General features: G+C 74.8%; 14 protein-coding genes and 1 riboswitch. Of the genes, 4 read left to right on the forward strand and 10 right to left on the reverse strand.

The genetic code is table 11. From position 1 onward, the window contains the following. Positions 1 to 114: 114 nt before the first annotated feature. The 4 genes from SH587_RS09610 to SH587_RS09625 form a co-directional block, all read right to left on the reverse strand. Positions 115 to 621, reverse strand: coding sequence for a MarR family winged helix-turn-helix transcriptional regulator (locus SH587_RS09610; protein ID WP_320670379.1), 507 nt, complete (start codon positions 619 to 621; stop codon positions 115 to 117). 192 nt (positions 622 to 813) lie between these two features. Then, positions 814 to 1,488: a transglycosylase family protein gene (locus tag SH587_RS09615; RefSeq protein WP_320670380.1), complete on the reverse strand. Its 675-nt coding sequence runs from the start codon at positions 1,486 to 1,488 to the stop codon at positions 814 to 816. Between the two features lie 10 nt (positions 1,489 to 1,498). Next, positions 1,499 to 1,658: riboswitch (cyclic di-AMP (ydaO/yuaA leader) on the reverse strand. A gap of 51 nt (positions 1,659 to 1,709) precedes the next feature. After that, a complete protein-coding gene (locus tag SH587_RS09620) occupies positions 1,710 to 2,489 on the reverse strand; it encodes an HAD family hydrolase (protein WP_320670381.1) in 780 nt (259 codons plus the stop codon). Between the two features lie 96 nt (positions 2,490 to 2,585). Next, a complete protein-coding gene (locus SH587_RS09625; protein WP_320670382.1) occupies positions 2,586 to 3,761 on the reverse strand; it encodes a thiolase family protein in 1,176 nt (391 codons plus the stop codon). Between the two features lie 80 nt (positions 3,762 to 3,841). Here SH587_RS09625 and SH587_RS09630 point away from each other — a divergent pair, with 80 nt between their 5' ends. After that, positions 3,842 to 5,401: a M17 family metallopeptidase gene (locus SH587_RS09630; RefSeq protein WP_320670383.1), complete on the forward strand. Its 1,560-nt coding sequence runs from the start codon at positions 3,842 to 3,844 to the stop codon at positions 5,399 to 5,401. 74 nt (positions 5,402 to 5,475) lie between these two features. Here the strand turns inward: SH587_RS09630 and SH587_RS09635 are convergent, their stop codons facing one another. From SH587_RS09635 to SH587_RS09655, 5 genes are all read right to left on the reverse strand, one after another. Continuing rightward, positions 5,476 to 7,776, reverse strand: coding sequence for a PhoX family protein (locus tag SH587_RS09635; protein WP_320670384.1), 2,301 nt, complete (start codon positions 7,774 to 7,776; stop codon positions 5,476 to 5,478). A gap of 175 nt (positions 7,777 to 7,951) precedes the next feature. After that, entirely contained in the window at positions 7,952 to 9,187 is a 1,236-nt protein-coding gene (locus SH587_RS09640; protein ID WP_320670385.1) for a Dyp-type peroxidase, read from the reverse strand. Further along, positions 9,184 to 10,164, reverse strand: coding sequence for an EfeM/EfeO family lipoprotein (locus SH587_RS09645; protein WP_320670386.1), 981 nt, complete (start codon positions 10,162 to 10,164; stop codon positions 9,184 to 9,186). The genes SH587_RS09640 and SH587_RS09645 overlap by 4 nt, the downstream gene beginning before the upstream one ends. Beyond that, positions 10,158 to 10,640 carry a hypothetical protein gene (locus SH587_RS09650; RefSeq protein WP_320670387.1) on the reverse strand — a complete coding sequence of 161 codons (483 nt, stop codon included), beginning with the start codon at positions 10,638 to 10,640 and terminating at the stop codon, positions 10,158 to 10,160. Before SH587_RS09650 ends, SH587_RS09645 begins: the two co-directional genes overlap by 7 nt. Next, positions 10,637 to 12,733 carry a PhoX family protein gene (locus SH587_RS09655; protein WP_320670388.1) on the reverse strand — a complete coding sequence of 699 codons (2,097 nt, stop codon included), beginning with the start codon at positions 12,731 to 12,733 and terminating at the stop codon, positions 10,637 to 10,639. Before SH587_RS09655 ends, SH587_RS09650 begins: the two co-directional genes overlap by 4 nt. A 227-nt stretch (positions 12,734 to 12,960) precedes the next feature. Between SH587_RS09655 and SH587_RS09660 the strand changes: the two genes are divergently transcribed. Further along, positions 12,961 to 14,334 carry a hypothetical protein gene (locus SH587_RS09660; RefSeq protein ID WP_320670389.1) on the forward strand — a complete coding sequence of 458 codons (1,374 nt, stop codon included), beginning with the start codon at positions 12,961 to 12,963 and terminating at the stop codon, positions 14,332 to 14,334. Between the two features lie 9 nt (positions 14,335 to 14,343). Here the strand turns inward: SH587_RS09660 and meaB are convergent, their stop codons facing one another. Continuing rightward, a complete protein-coding gene (meaB, locus tag SH587_RS09665; protein WP_320670390.1) occupies positions 14,344 to 15,315 on the reverse strand; it encodes a methylmalonyl Co-A mutase-associated GTPase MeaB in 972 nt (323 codons plus the stop codon). Between the two features lie 108 nt (positions 15,316 to 15,423). Here meaB and SH587_RS09670 point away from each other — a divergent pair, with 108 nt between their 5' ends. Together SH587_RS09670 and SH587_RS09675 are read left to right on the forward strand one after the other, a co-directional pair. Beyond that, entirely contained in the window at positions 15,424 to 16,119 is a 696-nt protein-coding gene (locus tag SH587_RS09670) for an acyltransferase (RefSeq protein WP_320670391.1), read from the forward strand. Positions 16,120 to 16,250: 131 nt separating this feature from the next. Further along, a complete protein-coding gene (locus SH587_RS09675) occupies positions 16,251 to 17,582 on the forward strand; it encodes a hypothetical protein (RefSeq protein WP_320670392.1) in 1,332 nt (443 codons plus the stop codon). Positions 17,583 to 17,598: the final 16 nt, after the last annotated feature.

A 17,598-nucleotide genomic window follows, 5' to 3' on the forward strand; every position in this document is an offset into this window, starting at 1 on the left:
GAAGTGAGATAGTCGGAAGCCCGCATATCTCGTCCTTGATCGTACGCGGCCGGCGCCGGAACGTCCAGCCCGGGGGCGCGGACCGCGACGATCACCCCCGGCCGTCGGGGGTGCTCAGCCGACGAAGTCCCCCTCCGCCCGGCGCAGGTCGCCGAGCAGCTCGGTCAGCTGGTCCTGGGCGCCGGCGCCCAGCGCGTCGAGGGCGAAGCTGGCCGCGTTCAGCCGCTCGGTGGCGCGGGCGGCGACCTCGCGCCCGGCGTCGGTGATCTCGGCGAGGGTCGCGCGGCGGTCGTACTCGTGCGGGACCCGCCGGACCAGGCCGTCCTGCTCGAGCTTGTCGACGATGTTGGTGACGCTGGTGCGGTGGACCTGCAGCCGCTCGCCGATCTTGCCCAGCGGCAGCGCGCCGGTGCGGGTGAACGAGAGCAGCATCAGCGCCTCGTAGCGGGGGAAGGTCAGCGCGTCCTCGCGCAGCAGCTCGTTGAGCCGCGCCAGCAGGATCTGCTGGACCCGCATGATCGAGGTGACCGCGGCCATCGGACGCGCCGGCTCCGCACCCCAGCGCGCCGTCCAATGGCGGCGCGCCTCGGCGATCGGATCGATCCGCAGTGACGATGACACGCCCCAAGGCTCGCACACGGCACCGATGGGAGCGCCTGCGACCGCGCGCAAGGTCGGGGCGAACCGGCGTCATCCCACCCCTCCCCCGTCGAACTGGCGTCATTCCGCCCCGGATAGCGGAGTGGATTGACGCCAGTTCGGGAGCGGAGGTGGGAGTTGACGCCAGTTCGCGCGGGCCGCGGTGGGCCGGGCCTAGCGGCCGCAGACCGGCCAGGGCTGCGTGCCGCGGGCGGCGAGCAGCTTGGCCGCGATCCGGTCCTGCTCGGCCTCGGAGGCGGCGGCCGGATCGCCGCTGCCGCCGTTGGCGCGCCAGGTCTGGCGGTCGAACTGGTACTTGCCCCGGTAGGTCCCGTTGGCCGAGATCGCGGTCGGGTCGCCGCCCGACTCGCACTGGGCGATCTTGCGGAGGGTGGCGTTGGTCGTCCCGCTGCCGCTGCCGCTGCCGGCGCTGCCGCTGGTCGTGCGGCTGCTGCGGGCGCTGGCGGTCGCGCCGCCGCGGAGCCCGAGCGCGGCCAGGGTCTGGGGTCCGATCACGCCGTCGACGGCGATCCCGGCCTGGCGCTGGAAGCGCTTGACCGCGGCCCGGGTCTGGGGACCGACGACGCCGTCGGCAGCGATCCCGAGCTTGCCCTGGACGGCGGCGATCGACGCGCCGCCCGCCTGGCTCTTCGCGCTGCCGCCGGCAGAACCGGTCTGGGCGGCCGCGACGCCGCCGAGGCCGAGCACGGCGACGGTCATCGCGGTCGCCGTGGCGCGCCGGCGGGTGCTCCAGCGGCGCTTCGACGCAGCGGCGTCGCGGCGCTTGCGCGAGGCCCGCAGGCTGCGCGCCCACGGCAGCGTGGACGCGAGGTCGCGATCGTGACTCATGGGGGGTTCCGTCCCTTCGTCTCATCGCCTACGGGGTTAGCTGACGGGCTCGCGCTCAAGACGTGCGCTACGCCGGAGTCCTCCGGCGATTCGCCCCCGATCGCCACTTGGCGATCACTGGGTCCCCCGCTCCCGACCGCTGTGCGACCGGGACTCGGCATGGGTTATGGAGCGCAGGATGCTAGCGCAGCGTCCGACGGATCGGGACGCCGGCGCGCCAATCAGCCGCGGCGGCGCCCGGTCCCGCCGAGCGGCCGGCCGGCGGAGGCGGCCCGTCCCAGGCCGCCCAGGGCCCCGACCGCGACCAGCGCCGCGGCGGTCTTCAGGTGGGTCGCCAGCCGCTCCAGCCGGATCACCTCCCAGCCCTCCTCGCGCGCCACCCGGGCCAGCTCGCGGTCGGGGTTGACGGCCACCGGATGGCCGACCGCCCGCAGCATCGGCAGGTCGGACTCGCTGTCGGAGTAGGCCCACGAGGCGGACAGGTCGAGCCCGTCGCGCTCGGCCAGCCGCCGCATCGCCTCGACCTTGCCCTCGCGGTAGGTCATCGGGCCCGACAGCCGCCCGGTGTAGCGGCCGTCGACCGCCTCGAGCGGCGCGCCGAGGGCGCCGTCGAAGAACAGCACCCCGGCGATCATCGAGGCGGTCTCCTGGCTCGACGCGGTCACCACGTAGACCGGCCGGCCCTCGTCCTGGTGCTCCCAGGCGATCGCCAGCATCTCGGGGTAGAGCCGCGGCAGCACGCCGGCCAGGACCCGCGGCGACAGCCGCTCGAAGTCGCGCACCCGCTGGCCGGCGAGGAACTCCCCCACCCGCTCCCAGACCTTGCGGGTCGACTCGTCGGTCGAGCCGCGGATCCGGAACTTCAGGTTCTCCCAGCCGTCCGCGGCCAGCCGCCGGCGCGAGATCAGCCCGTGGGCCGCCGCCGCCCGCGCCCAGTAGAACCCGGACGAGCCGGCGACCAGCGTCTTGTCGAGGTCGAAGAACGCGGCGGCGCGGGGCACGCCGCGGAGGTTAGCGAGGCCTCGGCCGTCGCTCGCGTGGCGGTCGGCCCCCAGCTGCCGGGGGCCGACCGCCACGCGAGGCGGCGGGGGTCGGCCTCAGCCGACCTTGATGACGACGGCGTCGCCCTGGCCGGTGCCGGAGCACGCGGTCGCGACGCCGATGCCGCCGCCGCGGCGGCGCAGCTCGAGCAGGGCCGAGCCGATGATCCGGGCGCCCGAGGCGCCGAGCGGGTGGCCGAGGGCGATCGCGCCACCGTTGACGTTGACCCGGTCCTCGTCGATGCCGAGATCCTTGATCGAGTTGAGGGCGACCGAGGCGAAGGCCTCGTTGATCTCCCAGACGTCGACGTCGGACGGCTTCAGGCCAGCCTTCTCGAGCGCCTTGTGCGACGCCTTGCCCGGCGTCGTCAGCAGGTTCGGGAACTCGCCGGCCGCCTGGCCGAAGGCCACGATCTCGCCGAGGACCTCCTTGCCGTTGGCCGCGGCCCACTCGTCGGAGGCGAGCACCAGCGCGCCGGCGCCGTCGTTGACGCCCGGCGAGTTGCCGGCCGTGTGGGTGCCGCCCTTGACCAGGCCCGGCAGCTTCGCCAGCGCCTCGATCGTCGAGCCGCGGCGCGGACCCTCGTCGGTGTCGACGACGGTGTCGCCCTTGCGGCCCTTGATCGTGACCGGGACGATCTCCTCGCCGAGGCGGCCGCCGTCGATCGCGTCGAGCGCCTTCTCGTGCGAGCGCAGCGCCCAGCGGTCGAGCTCCTCGCGCGACCAGCCGTGGGCGTCGGCGACCTCGGTCGTCTCGTCGAACATCTGGCGGTGGGTGAACGAGTTCGTCAGCCCGTCCAGGACCATCGAGTCGACCGTCTTGCCGTCGCCCATCCGGTAGCCGAAGCGGGCGTTGGTCAGCAGGTAGGGCGCGAGCGACATCGACTCCATGCCGCCGGCGACGCCGACGCCCAGCTCGCCCGCGCGGACCAGCAGGTCGATGATCGCGGCCGAGCGGATGCTCGACGTACAGACCTTGTTGATCGTCTCCGAGCTGACGTGATCCGGGATCCCGGCGGCGATCTGCGCCTGGCGGGCGGTGATCTGACCCTGACCGGCCTGGATCACGTGGCCCATCACCACGTGCTCGATCTGCTCGGGCGCGACGCCGGCGCGCTCGAGCGCCCCCGTGATCGCGATCCCGCCCAGCTCGACGGGCTTGACGGTGGAGAGGCCTCCGCCCAGCTTGCCAACGGGCGTGCGGGCGGAACTCAGGATGACGGTCTTGGCCATGATCAGTGCTTCCCTTGCTCGGAGGGGTGGAAGCATACGCGGGGCCGGCCGCCGACCCGACGCGCCCGTAGGCTGGACCGGTGTCCAGCCCCGCACCCGCCCGTTCCGCCACCCCCGACGTCCGCGCGCTGCGGGCCGACGACCCGGCCGCGGACGCCGTCGTGGTGGGCGTCTCCGGCGCCGGTCCGGTGGCCGCGCCGGACGCCGCGCCGCGGGCGCTGATCGAGGCGCTGCTGGAGGACGGCGAGGCCCGTCCCGCGCTCGGCCACGTGGCTCACCTGCGCGACGGCGACGGGGTCCGCTGGATCCTGGTCGGGGTCGGCGAGGACGGTCTCCGCCACGACGAGGACCGGCGGGTGGCGACCGGCGCGGCGCTGCGGCGGGCGGCCGACCTGCGGGCGCGCGCGGTGACGGTGGTGGTCGACGACGAGGACGGCGCCGCCGCGGTCGCCGAGGCGGCGGTGCTCGTCGCCCACCGGCCGGCGAAGGTCGACGGCCGCCCGAGCGCCGCCCTCCCCGACCGCGCCCAGGCGGTGGTGCCGACCCGCGCCGCCGACGCCGAGGCGGAGCAGCCGGCCGCCGCCGCGCCGCCGGCCGAGGGCGTCCGGATCGCCGGTCCGGGCGGCGCCGTCCCCGGCCCGTCGGCGAGCGCGGCGATCGCGGCGGCGGCGGTCGTGGCGGCGGCCCAGAACGAGGCCCGGCGACTGCAGCAGCTGCCGGCCAACCGGCTGACGCCGCGGGCGCTGGCGGTCGAGGCGCTGACGCTCGGCGACGAGATCGACGGGCTGCAGGTCGACGTCGAGCTGGGCGAGGCCGCCCTCCGCGCCCGCGGGATGGGGCTCTTCGCCGCGGTCGGGATGGGCAGCGTCGAGCCGCCGGCGCTGATCGTCGCCCGCTACGAGCCGGCCGCCGCGGCCGGCCCGCTGCTGGGCCTGATCGGCAAGGCGGTCACCTACGACAGCGGCGGCTACTCGCTGAAGACGCCGGCCGGGATGACGAAGATGAAGCTCGACATGTCGGGCGGGGCGGCGGTCCTGCAGGCGGTCGCGGCGATCGCCCGGCTGCGGCTGCCGGTGCGGGTGGTGGCGGTGATCGGCGCGACCGAGAACCTGGTCGGGCCGGCGGCGATGAAGCCCGGCGACGTCTTCGTGGCCGCCAACGGGACCGCGGTCGAGGTCGTCAACACCGACGCCGAGGGCCGGCTGGTGCTGGCCGACGCGATGACCCACGCGCTGGCCCTGGGCGCCGAGCGGCTGATCGACGTCGCGACGCTGACCGGCGGCGTGACCGTCGCGCTGGGCAACTCCCACGCCGGCCTGCTCGGGCACGACGAAGGCTGGCTCGACACCGTCCGCGGCGCCGGCGAGCGGACCGGCGAGCGGGTCTGGCCGCTGCCGCTGGAGGACGAGCACCGCGACCTGCTGAAGAGCACCAGCGCCGACATGGTCAACAGCGGCGGCCGACCCGCCCACGCCAGCCAGGGCGCCGCCTTCCTGGAGCGGTTCGCGGGCGGGGTGCCGTGGGCCCACGTCGACATGGCGGCGATGTCGTCCGACCTGCCGCGGTCCTACCTGCGCAAGGGCCCCAGCGGCTGGGGCGTGCGGCTGCTGGTCGAGACCGCCCGGGCCGTCGCCGGCTGACCGCGGCTCGCGTGGCGGATCGGCCCCGAGGGGTGGGGCTGATCCGCCACGCGAGCCAGGGCCGGGGCAGGGGGTCAGCGGATCGTGAAGGCGTCCGAGCGGCGGACGACCTTCGGCGTGCCGTCGACCGGCTTCACGATCAGCCGCGCCTGACCCCGCAGCGTCCGGCCGCGGCGGGTCCGCAGCGCGGCGCGGGCGACGGTGCCGGGCCGCAGGGTGACGCTGCCGCTGCCCGCCTGGACCGTCTTGCGGACGCGGGCGACGGTCAGCAGCCGCGACTTCAGCCGTCCGACCTTCGGCAGCCGCACGTAGAGGATCACCTCGATCCGGGCCGCCTCGCGGACGCGGTACTTCGCCTTCACGCCCTTGGAGAGCAGCGTCGCCAGCGACACCTTCTCCGGGACGTCGACCGCGGTCTTGCCGGACGGCTGGCCGGGCTTCGGGTCGGGGCCCGGGCCGGGACCGGGCGGGATCGTCGTGTCCCCCGGGTCGTCGCCCTTCTTGACGCGGGTGATCGCGACCGTCGCCGGGCGGGGCAGCGACGGGTTGACGCCGGCGGTCTTGTTGCCGGCCGGCCACCAGCTGGAGTAGGTGGCCGGGTCGCCGTAGACGCCGCCGCTGGCCGGGGTCTCCTCGCCCGGGTGCTGGACGTTGACGAACAGCGTCGACTCGTCGGCGTCGAAGTAGGGCCCGGTGCCCTCGGCCTCGACCGGCATGTTCGCGAACCGGAACGCGACGCCGGCGTTGGGGCCGGAGCGCGGGATCATGAAGACCGCGTTGTTCTGGTGGTACTGGTAGTGGGCGGCCGACGGCTTGTTCAGCGAGCTGGACGAGATGTCGGTCACCACCCAGAGGTTGTTCGCCGAGTCGAAGACCAGGTTGTCGCAGGAGGAGAAGCCCTGCTCGCCCGCGCCGGCGCGCCCGGTCGGCCCGCCGTCGGCGTAGTCCTGCCAGGTGAAGGTCAACGCCGTCGGGTCGTTGCCGGCCTCGACCAGCTTGCGGATCGAGCCGTGGTAGTCCCAGACGTTGCTGCCGGTGTTGTTGGTGAACGACACGTAGACGGTGCCGTCGGCGTCGACCTCGACGTCCTCGGGCCGGTTGGTGGCGAAGTGGAGGTCGTACTGGGCGCTGCCGATCCGGGCCCGCAGCAGCGCCGCGGTGTCGACCAGCTCGTTCTGCTCGACCTTCACCCACTCGCCGCTGCCCGACTCGGGGGTGACGAGCGCGCCGCCCGCCTTGCCGGCGTCCTGGCTGGCGAAGCGGCGGCGGCCCTCGGGCGACCACTTGGCGATGTAGAGCGTGCCCTGCTCCAGGATCCGCAGGTTGTGGCTGCGGCGGCCGGGCAGGAACTCGCGGTCGCTGACGAACTTGTAGACGCCCTCGCCGGCCTTGTCGTCGCCCATGTAGAGGACGAACTTCTTGCCGGCGACGTGGCGGAAGGCGGTGTTCTCGTGCCGGAAGCGACCGAGCGCGGTGTGCTTGCGCGGCGTCGAGGAGGGGTCGTACGGGTCGTGCTCGACCACCCAGCCGTAGTGGGCGAAGGTCTTCTCGTCGTAGCGGTCGTTGCCGGCCCCGTGCTTCCAGCCGTAGGCGAAGGCCGAGTCGTCGCCCCAGTAGCCGTCGTAGTTCTCCTCGCAGGAGAGCGTGGTTCCCCAGGGCGTGATGCCGCCCGAGCAGTTGGCCAGCGAGCCGGCGGCGGTGGTCTCGATGGTGAGGTTGGCGCCGCCGACGACCTGGGTGGTGCCACGCAGCGGACCGGTGATCTCGCAGGCGGGGGCGCCGCCGGTGATCCGGCGGTTGTAGGGCGAGGGCGAGACGACCTGCCAGAGCCCGTCGACCCGCCGGATGTGGAGGATCGAGTTGCCGACCGCGTCCTTCTCGAGCGCGATCTGCTCCTCGGTCTTCGTCTTCGGGTCCTTGTTGCCGTGCTGGAAGAACGGCGCCGGGTACTCGTGGTTGACGAACAGCAGGCCCTCGTCCGGCTTGCCGTCGAGCTTCAGGAAGGCCAGGAAGTCGTTGTTGAAGCCGTAGCGCAGCTTGGTGCCGTCGCTGTTGGCGAACTCGTCGCCCCACTTGATCAGCACGTCGGCCCGGAAGCCCTCGGGCACCTGGACCTGGTCGGCGCTGGAGGCCGCGATCGCCGTGAACTCCGAGAACCGGGTCGGTGGACCGGCGGCGACGGCGCTATCGCCCAGCAGGTCGGTGATCCCGGCCCCGTCGAGCGCCACGGCGGCGGCGGTGCTGGCGCCGGCGGCGGCGACGCCGCGGATGAACGAGCGGCGGGTCCGCCCGGCCTGCGGGTGCTGGCCGGTCGCGGGATCGACGGGAACGAGGGACTCCGGACGCGGGGCGTCCGAGGCGGGCGACGTGGGCACGGCGGCTCCAGGGGGCGTGAGGGAGACGCGGGCCCGACGGCGCGGTTGGCGCCGCCGCGCCCGCATGGCACGTTCACGCTAGTTCGGCGCGTGGGCCGCTCCTGTGGCCGCGGTGTGAGCAGCCTGTGACGATCCGGTGATCGCGAAACGGCGGGCCGCGCGGGGCGGGGCCGCGTCAGACGAACAGCCCCGACCCGACCCAGTCCTGCGGATCGGCGGCCCCGGGCGGCAGGAAGAAGTAGCCGCCGCCGGTCGGGCGGACGTAGTCGATCAGCGGCTCGCCGGCCAGCCGTCGCTGGATCGCACCGAACTGGCGGTCGAGGTCGCGCTGGAAGCAGGCGAAGGCCAGCCCCATGTCGAGCTGGCCGGCCGGGTCGATGCCGCGCGAGTAGTTGTAGGACCGGCGCAGGATCCGCTCGCCCTCGGTCGCCGGCGTGCGCGGGCGAGCCAGCCGGATGTGGGCGTCGAGCGGGATCCGCTCGCCCTTCGGGTCGCTGGCGTAGCCGGGATCGTCGGCCTCGCGCCGACGGCCGAGCGGCGCCCCGCGCGCCTTGTCGCGGCCGATCATCAACTCCTGCTCGTCGCGCGAGACCCGGTCCCAGAACTCGACCCGGTTGCGGATCACGCGGACGGCCGCGAAGGTGCCGCCGACCGTCCACGCCGGTCCGTCGCCGCGGCCGGTCCAGACCAGGCGGTCCATCAGGCGACGATCGCCGACGTCGGGGTTGGCGGTGCCGTCCTTGAAGCCCAGCAGGTTGCGGCCGGCGCCCGCCTCGCGGGCCGGGTCGGGCAGGAAGCCCTCGACCTTCCAGCGCGGCGCCAGCACCGGCCGGGTCGCGCGCAGCAGGTCGCGCAGCGCGTTGAGCAGGGTCTCGCTGCTGTTGGCGCAGAGCTGCAGCAGCACGTCGCCGTGGCAGGCGGCCGGGTCGAGGTCGTCGTCGGGGAAGGCCGGCATCGCCGTCAGGCCGCTCGGGCGCCGGTCGCCGAGCCCGAAGCGGCGGTCGAAGAGCGACGCGCCGAGGCCGACCGTGACCGTCAGCGCGTCCGGCGGCGCCAATGGCCCGAGGACGCCCGTCTCCGGCGTCGGCCCCTCCCCCGGCGATCCCAGCAGCGCGTGGTGGCCGGCCGTCAGCAGCCGCGCCCGCTCGGAGAGCGCCCGCAGGCCCTCGGCCAGCTCGGAGCGCGATTCCGTGATCGCGTCGAGCGCGACGAAGATCGCCTGCGGCGGGCGCGGGGTCAGGATCCCCGCCTGGTGCGGGCCCTCGAACGGGATCCGCGTCCGCAGCCCGGAGCCGTCGGCCGCCGGGGCCGGTGCGGCGACGGCGTCGGACGGACCGCCGCCCGCGACCCGGTCGACGGCCGCCCCGGCGCCGAGCAGCGCTCCGGCGGCGAGGAACTGGCGGCGCTTCATCGGCTCGCTCCTCCGGTCTCGATCGCGCGCTTGAGCGGGCGCGGAGGCCGCGGGTCGGTCAGCTCGGGGACGACGGCCAGGGCCTCGGCCGCCGCTGCGGTCAGGCCGGAGATCCGCTCGCGATCGCGCTGGCCGAGCGCGTCCCAGCGCGGCAGCCGTCCGCCCGCGCGAACGCCGTCGAGCGCCCGCTGCAGACGCCCGATCGCCCGCCAGCACTGCTGGACGGCGACCGGATCGCGCTGCCGGGCCAGGCCGGCGATCGTCCCCAGCAACAGCCGCGTGCCGGCGAGGTTGCCGGCGAGGGCGTTGAGCGCCGCCCCGCTCCACGGGCTGGCCTGCTCGGAGAGCTGCAGCGCCAGCGTGTCCTCGAGCACCTCGTGCGCGCGCAGCACGTAGTCGAGCGGGTCGATCTCGGCCCGGCCGACGTGGCGGCGCAGGCGGGCGACCGCGGCGTCCAGCCGTGCGACCCGTCCAGCCGCGGCGCGGACCGGCTGCCCGCTCCAGAGCGTCATCTCGACCCGGTGCAGGCCCGCGAAGCGGGGCGAGCGAACGCCGCCGGCCAGCCCGCCGGCGCGACCGTTGACCGCCTGGTCGAGGGCGCCGAACGCCCCGTAGGCCGCGCCGATCGTCTCGTAGCGGTACTGGGCCCGCAGCCAGGCCGCGCGCGCAGCGGCCCGATCGTTCGCCGCGACCGCGCGCCGCAGCCCGCGCAGGTCGCCCCGCATCACCGTCAGCTGGCGGCGCACGTGCCGGCGGTAGGTCGCGATCGGCCGGCGCAGGTCGGCCGGGGTGACCGGATCGACGTTGCCGGGGATCGGGCTGCGCTTGTCGTACGTCTGCGCTCCCCGCGCGGCGACCGCGGCGGTCGTGGCGGGCGGCGCGTCGTCCCCGCCGCAGCCCGCGAGGCCGGCCAGGGCCGCGACCACCGCGAGCCAGGCGCAGCGGCGGCCGACCACCGGACGTCGCGGCCTCAGCACGGGCGCCCCACGGCCTGCACGACGTTCAGCGGGTCCTCGGCGTAGGAGCGGATCGTCGCGTCGTAGATCGTGTCGCGCGCCGGCTCGGCCGCCGCCACGAAGCAGCCGCCCGGACGCAGCCGCACGCGGTAGGCGGTCCGCTGGCGGACCCGGTCGACCGTCCGCCAGCGGACCAGGCAGCGGGTCGCGCCGGCCCCGCGGAGGGTGCAGCGAACGCCGTCGACGACGCCGGTCGGCAGCGGCTGTCCCAGGTCCTTCGCGTCGTCGGACTGCTGGCTCATCACCGCCACCCGGTAGAGCCCGGCCCGGACGCCGTTGCCCAGCGCCCGCTCGAGGCCGAACCGGTCCAGCGACGGACCGACCGCCGCGCGGACCCGCGCGGCGGTCGTGGTGGTACCGCGGTCGTCGTTGCCGCACCCGGCCAGCGCCGCGAGGGCGATCGCGGCGAGGGCCGGAGCGACACCGGAGCGCCTCATGCCGAGCGGAACCGGACCGTCTTCGCGGTGCTGAAGCGGCCAGCGGCGGTGCTCCCCGACGGCACCAGGCGCAGCTGCACGGCGGCCTTCGCGCTCCGCCGGTGGGCCAGCGCGCGCCGCGCCTTGCGGGTGAAGCGCACCGTGTAGGTGGCGGTGCCCTTCTTCGCCTTCCGGACCGTCAGCGACCCGAGCGTCAGCCGCTTCTTGCCGAGCTTGGCCGAGATCGTCGTGGTCAGCTTGCCGGCGACCGGCAGCGTGATCCGGGCCTTGGCCTTCGCGCGGCTCGCCGTGAGGCTGCGGAAGACGATCGTGCCCTTCGGCCCCTTGTCGCCCTGCGGGCCCTTGTCGCCCTGGGGCCCCTTGGGGCCGCCGGGGCCCTGGGGACCGGCGGGACCCTGGGGGCCGCCGGGACCCTGCGGACCGGCCGGGCCCTGGGGGCCGCCCGGCGTCGTCAGCTTCGTCAGCTCGTAGGTGCTGTTGGCGCCGTGCTGGCCGGTGAAGAAGATCCGCACGCCGGACGCCGTGCCGGGATCGACCGCCCCGAGGATGCCGGTGGCCGACGTCGAGCCGTCGGAGACGTGGATGCCGGTGACCTCGTTGTCGCCGTCGTTGTGGTTCGGGGTGCCGGCGTCCTTCAGCTGGACGTCGGCCAGCGCCTCCGGATCGCGCCCCTGGGCGACCAGGCGGCGGGCGTCGGCGTTGATCTGGTCGATCGGCTTGCGCAGGTCGAAGGCCCACAGCGAGTCGAGCGCGTCGAGCTGCTCGTGAAGGGTGTCGCCGCGATCCTCGCTGACCAGCAGCGTGTCCTTGTCGAGGAAGGTCAGGTTGTCGAACGCCGCGTGGGTCGGATCGCCGAGCACGACCGTCCGACCGCTGCCCGTGTCCTGGCCGACCGGGATGTCGACCCGCACCAGCGCGCCCCAAGCCCCGCGCTCGGCAGCGCCCGGGTACTGGCCGCCCGCGCGATCGGTGTCGCCGGTCTCGGTGAAGACGAACGAGCCGAAGTCGCTGCCGGGGACGAACTTGACGTTCTCCGGCCGCTTGAGCGGCGTGGCCCCCTTCGCCTTGGCCGCCGCGTTGGCGTCGAACGAGGCGGTGCCATCGCTGGCCGTGTCGTGGATCGTGACCCACTTGGCCTGGACGGTCTGACCCGAGTGCAGGGTCTTGATCGCCGTGCCGAGGGCGTCGTCGTGGGCGCCGGTCGGGTCCGTGGCCGCCGGGTGGAAGCTGATCGGCGTGCCGGCGACGCTGAACTGGAGCGCCTGCAGCTTGCCGTGGTCGAGGTCGCCCGCCGCGGCCGGGACGAACCGGTAGACGAACGAGTTCGGCTGCTTGACCTTGGTCGCGCTGCCGTTGTCGGTCACGCCCGAGCCGCCGACGTCCTCGACGATCAGCAGGTTGCCGAGCCGGTCGTCGTGGATGCCCTCGTAGCCCCCGCGCCCCATAGAGCCGAAGTGGTCGGCCAGCGCCGGCGTGGTCGTCGACGACCACGTCAACGGCGTGCTGAAGACGCCGCCCTTGTTGCCGGCCTCGGCCGTGAACAGCAGCTGCTGGGAGAACGGGTCGTAGGTCGAGCCGTCGATCGAGTAGAGGGCGGTGTTCGCGATCCCCTGCGGATCGGTCGTGCCGTCGGTCCCGTTGAGCAGCGTGATCCGGTGGTCCGGATCCTGGACGTCGAGGTTGATCCGCGTCAGGTAGCCGTGGCGGGCGGTCGTGGGGTCGGACGAGAAGACCTCGTGGCCCTGGATCAGGAAGTGCCGGCCGTAGTCGTAGCCGGCGGTCGGCCCACCGGGGTTGGACGCCGTCACCAGGTAGGTGTTCTGGTCGGGCTCGGACTTGGTGTCCAGGTGATCGGCCTGCTGGCCGCCGTCCCTGATGTAGCCGTAGCTCTTGTATGGGCCGACCGGGTTCTCCAGGGTGCTCTTGCCGGTCACCAGGCGCGTGGCCGACCAGCCGGCGGCGACGGTGTCGGCCGGGCTGCCGGCGCGGCGGTGAGCGTTCGGAACGCCGCTGTCGATCTGGGCGACGGCGACGCCGCCGACCGCGAGCGCGGCGAGGGCAGCGCCCGCGCCGACGGTGAGCTTCTTGCGCAAGGGGGACCTCGGCTGTGAGGGGTGAGGGGTGGGGCGGGCCAGGAGCAGAGGGACGCCCCTGGGTCACGCGCGGGACGACGGTAGGAGCGCCGCCGTCCGCGGATGTCGCCGAGCCGTTACCGACCCGCCAACCTGGCGCGTCGACCCGTTGCCTGGCGCCTCGGCGTTCCACGATCGGCCCGCCCGGCCCGGCTCGCCGCCGCGGACGGGACCGCTACGCTGCCCCGGTGCCGGCCGCCCGACCCGTTCCGCTGCAGCTCGCGGCGGTCTGGCTCCTGCTCGTCGCCGTCTACGCCGCCGGGCTGGTGCTGCCCGCCGCCCCCAGCCGCGAGCTGTCGGCGACCGAGGCCCACCGGCTGCTGGTCGCCCACTCGATCGTCACCGACGGCGACGTCGACCTGCTCGACGACTACCAGGCCCAGGCCTGGCGCGACTGGGGCGGCGTGACCGGGCAGGCCCGCGGCGGCGCGCTGCGGCCGAACGTCGCCATGCAGGCCCGCCCCGACGCGCCGGGCGGCGTCCCGATCGCGCCCGGCGGCTTCCTGGAGCCGAGCGGCCTCGGCACCGGCGCCGCCCTCGCGCCCGCCTACTGGGTCGGCGAGCGGACCGGGATCGGCGGCCGCCTGGCCGTCCAGCTGTGGTGCGCGGCGCTGCTGGCGCTGGCCTTCGCGATCGCCCAGGGACTGGCGCGGCGGATCGTGCCCGAGCCGTGGGCCTCGCGCGGGGTGCTCGCCATCGCGCTGTCGCCGCCGGCGGTCCTCGGCGCCACCCAGGTCGGCCCGACCGGCCCCGCCGCGCTGCTGATCGCCGGCGCGGTGGCGGCGGCGCTGGCCGTCCGCGACCGCCCGCGGACCGGGGCCGCGCTCGCCTGCGCGCTGCTCTGCGCCCTGCTCTGGTGGCTGTGGCTGCCGCTGGCCCCGGTCGCGCTGCTGATCGCCGCCGCGCTCGCCCGCTGGATGCGGCGCCGGCGCCGCGGCCTCGGCGGCTTCCTGGCGCTCGAGGTGCTGCTGCTCTCGGCCGTCGTCTACATCACCGTCCAGGACCGGCTCTACGGCGGCCCGACCCCGTGGGCGCCGGCCGCCGGCTGGACCCTGCCGACCGACTTCGACGGGATCGGCGACCTGCTCGAGCGGCTGGTCGTCGGCCCGCTCGGGCTGCTGGTCGACCGCGACCTGGGGCTGCTGCGGTGGGCGCCGGTGCTGCTGCTGGTCGGCGTCGCCGGCTGGCGGCTCTGGCACTGGCACCGGGCGCGGCTGGCGCGGGTCTTCGCGGACGAGATCCACGTCGAGGTGATCGTCCTCTTCCTGCTGCTCGTCTTCGCCGTCGCCACCCTCCCCTACGCCGTGCTCTCGCCGTGGCCGGCCACCAACTGGCTCGGCGGCCCGGCCGCCGCGGCCGGCCTGGTGGTGCTCGGCCCGGTCGTCGGCTGGGCCTGGCAGCGGCTGCCGCGGCTCGGCGCCGGCCTGGCCGCGGTCACGGTCGTCGCGACCGTCTGGCTGCTGGCCGCCGGCCTGCTCGACGGCGACGCCGGCAGCGACCCGCCGCGCGGGGCGCTGCCGTGGGCCGGCGTCGAGAACGCGCTGCCGCGGCTGCAGCCCTGAGGCCGTCGCTCAGGGCGCCCGCAGGTCGCCGCGGTCGAGCCGCTCCAGGACCCGGGTCGCGGCGCTGGCCGGGTCGAGCTCGCGCCGCACCACCTGGTCCAGCAGCTGCTGGAACTCGCCGTCGGCCTCGAGCGCCTCGTCGAGTCGCCGGCGGAGGCGGCCGGTGGTCAGCGCCAGGACCTCGTTGCGGAGGTTGCGCCCGCGCCGCTCCTCGAGCTGGCCGGCGGCCTGGATGTGGGCCCGGTGCTTGTCCAGCTGCTCGATCACCTCGTCGGTGCCGATGTCGCGGTAGGCCTCGGTCTTCACGATCGGCACCCGCCACGAGCCCTTCTCGTGCTCGCCGAGCGACAGCACCGAGCGGATCTCGCGGACCATCGTGTCGGTCATCGGGTGGTCGGCCTTGTTGACGACGATGATGTCGGGGATCTCCATCACCCCTGCCTTCAGCGCCTGGATCGAGTCGCCGCCGCCGGGGATCAGCACCAGCACGACGGTGTCGGCGTGGTCGATGATGTCGATCTCGGCCTGGCCGACGCCGACCGTCTCCAGGAAGACGTCGTCCTTGCCGGCCGCGTCCATCAACAGCGCCGCCTGCAAGGTCGCCTCGGAGAGCCCGCCGAGCGCCCCGCGGTTGGCCATCGAGCGGATGAAGACCTTCGGGTCGAGGAAGTGGTCGCTGAGCCGGATCCGGTCGCCGAGCAGCGCGCCCTTGGTGAACGGCGAGCTGGGGTCGATCGAGAGCACCGCGACCTCGCGGTCCTGCGCCCGCCGGGCCTTGGTCAGCGAGCTGATCAGCGTCGACTTGCCGGCCCCCGGCGCCCCGGTCAGGCCGAGCACCGCGGCGCGGCCGGTGTGCGGGTAGACCTCGCGCACCAGCTCCCAGCCGCGGGGGTCGTCGTTCTCCACCAGCGTGATCGCCCGGGCGAGCGCGCGCTTGTCGCCCTCCAGCAGCCGTTCGGCCAGGCTCGTCTCGGTCGCCATCGCCGAGCAACCCTACCCCCGCCCGCCCGCCGGCGACCCCTCCCGCGACCGGATCCCCGACCTTCGGCGGGCCCCGCCCACCCGCGACGGACGGCTACGCTTGCCGCCGTGGCGATCGACCCCGCTTCCCTGCCGCTGCCGGCCGACGAGCTGGGGCCGCCGCCGCAGCCGCGGCGGCCGCCGGAGCCGCCCCGCGGCGGCCCGCTGACGCTGCTGCGGTTCGCCCGCCGCCACGGGATGCTGAAGCCGCGCTACGCCCGGATCGCGCTGCGGATGCTGCGGCTGAAGCTGCGCTACGGCCGCCGGCTGCAACTCGACGGGCCGGCCTTCGTCTGCTCCGGCGTCCACTTCGAGATCGGCCCGAAGGCGGTCGTCCGGCTCGGCCGCTGGTCGTGGATCGGCGACGGCACGAAGGTCCGCTGCCACGAGGGCGAGGTCGTGATCGGGGCCAAGTCGGTGCTCGGCCAGGAGTGCACGATCAGCTGCTACGAGCGGGTCGAGATCGGCCGCGAGTGCATCATCGCCGACCGCTCGATGTTCATCGACTTCGATCACTCGGTGGCCTGGGTCGAGACGCCGATCCGCGAGCAGGGCATCTACACCCGCCCGGTCCGGGTCGGCCACAACGTCTGGATCGGCTACGGCGGCTGCGTGCTGCGCGGCGCCACCGTCGGCGACAACGCGGTCCTCGGCACCTACGGGGTCGCCACCCGCGACATCCCCGCCAACGCGGTCGCCGGCGGCGTCCCCGCGAAGGTGATCCGGATGCGCGACGCGCCCGAGCGGATGCGCTGGGTCGACTGACCCGGCGGGGTCCGGCGCCCCGCCACCCGTTCGTGAGAGCGGGATGAGACTCCCCTGCCGCACGCGCTCCCGGCGTGGAACGGTGCCCGCGTCCCGTCCCCCCCCGGACACCCCGCCGAAGGAGCACCCGCATGTCCCCCCGTTCGCGAACGACCGGCGCCCTGGTGGCGGCCGGCGTCGCCGCCGCCGCGCTGCTGGCCCCAGCCGTCGCCAGCGCCGACCGCGTGACCTCGCCGCGGCCCTGGAAGGCGACCAACACCTACCTCGTGCGGCAGAGCCTCGACGGCCGCACCGCCCCGAAGCTGGAGCCGCGCGCGAAGGTCGACCACGTCCGCGCCGGCCAGTGGGTCCGGATCAGCTGCCAGACCACCGGCGAGAACGCCTACGGGTCGACGATCTGGGACAAGGTCGGCGCCTACTACGTGCCCGACTACTACATCCGGACCTTCACCACCGGGTTCATCAAGGGCGTCCCGCGCTGCAAGACCGGCAAGCCGCCGGCGCCCACCACCTCGGCGCTCTACAACGCCGCCAACGCCGCCGGCTTCGGCGCGGTGCCGGCCGGCTACAAGCGGGTCAGCCGCAACCTCGGGGCCCGCAACCGCGACGACGGGATCGTGCTGCTGCGCTGGTTCATCCCCAACGCGGTCGCCGGCGGCCGGCTGCTGGTCGGCGACGGCCGCGGCTTCAGCGCCGATCCGGCCGCGGTCCACCGCTCCCGCGCGACGCTGGCCTGGAACACGAAGACCGGCGCGACGACCTTCACCGTGACCCCGACGACGGTCGCGACCTTCCTGCCGAAGTCGATCAAGGGCCCGGGGATCTGCACCAAGTTCAAGATCCCCTACCCCTGCGTGAAGGACTACCCGGTGCCGCGCGGGCTGCGCGGGGGCCAGCACGTGCCGGCGCTGCCGATCGCGGTCCGGTCGAACTTCGACGCGGTCCACTCGACCGACTGGCACGCCCGCAGCACCAACGACGTCGCGCTCCGCAACGAGGGCGGCGGGGTCCACGTGAAGGCGTCGCTGGTCAACTCGGTCACCAACGACTTCACCGTCAGCGCGGCCGGCAAGCGGATCTCGCCCGGCGCCTGGAGCGTCGACTACGACGTCACGATCAAGCGCCGCCCGGCCGGCGGCTACGCGATCCGCGCGATCGGCAACGGCTACCCGGCGATCGAGGCCTACTACTACGGCCGCACGAACACCGTCGCCCACACCCGCTTCCAGCGCAAGATCGACCCGGCGATGCGGCGGACCTGGCGCAAGGTCGGCCCGATCTCGCTCGACCCGCTGGTGCTCGACCCGGGCGGCGGCGTCGGCGCGCTGAACGAGTTCAGCTGGTTCACCTGCACCGACCGGCCCGACGGCGGCAGCTTCTGCGACAAGCGCGGCAGCAGCAAGGGCCAGTGGTTCGCGCGCGCCGCCGACTACACCACCAGCGCCTGGAGCGCGGCGGAGTAGCGGCGAGGTTCCGGGG

The organism is Patulibacter defluvii, assembly GCF_034096925.1.
GTDB lineage: Bacteria > Actinomycetota > Thermoleophilia > Solirubrobacterales > Solirubrobacteraceae > Patulibacter > Patulibacter defluvii.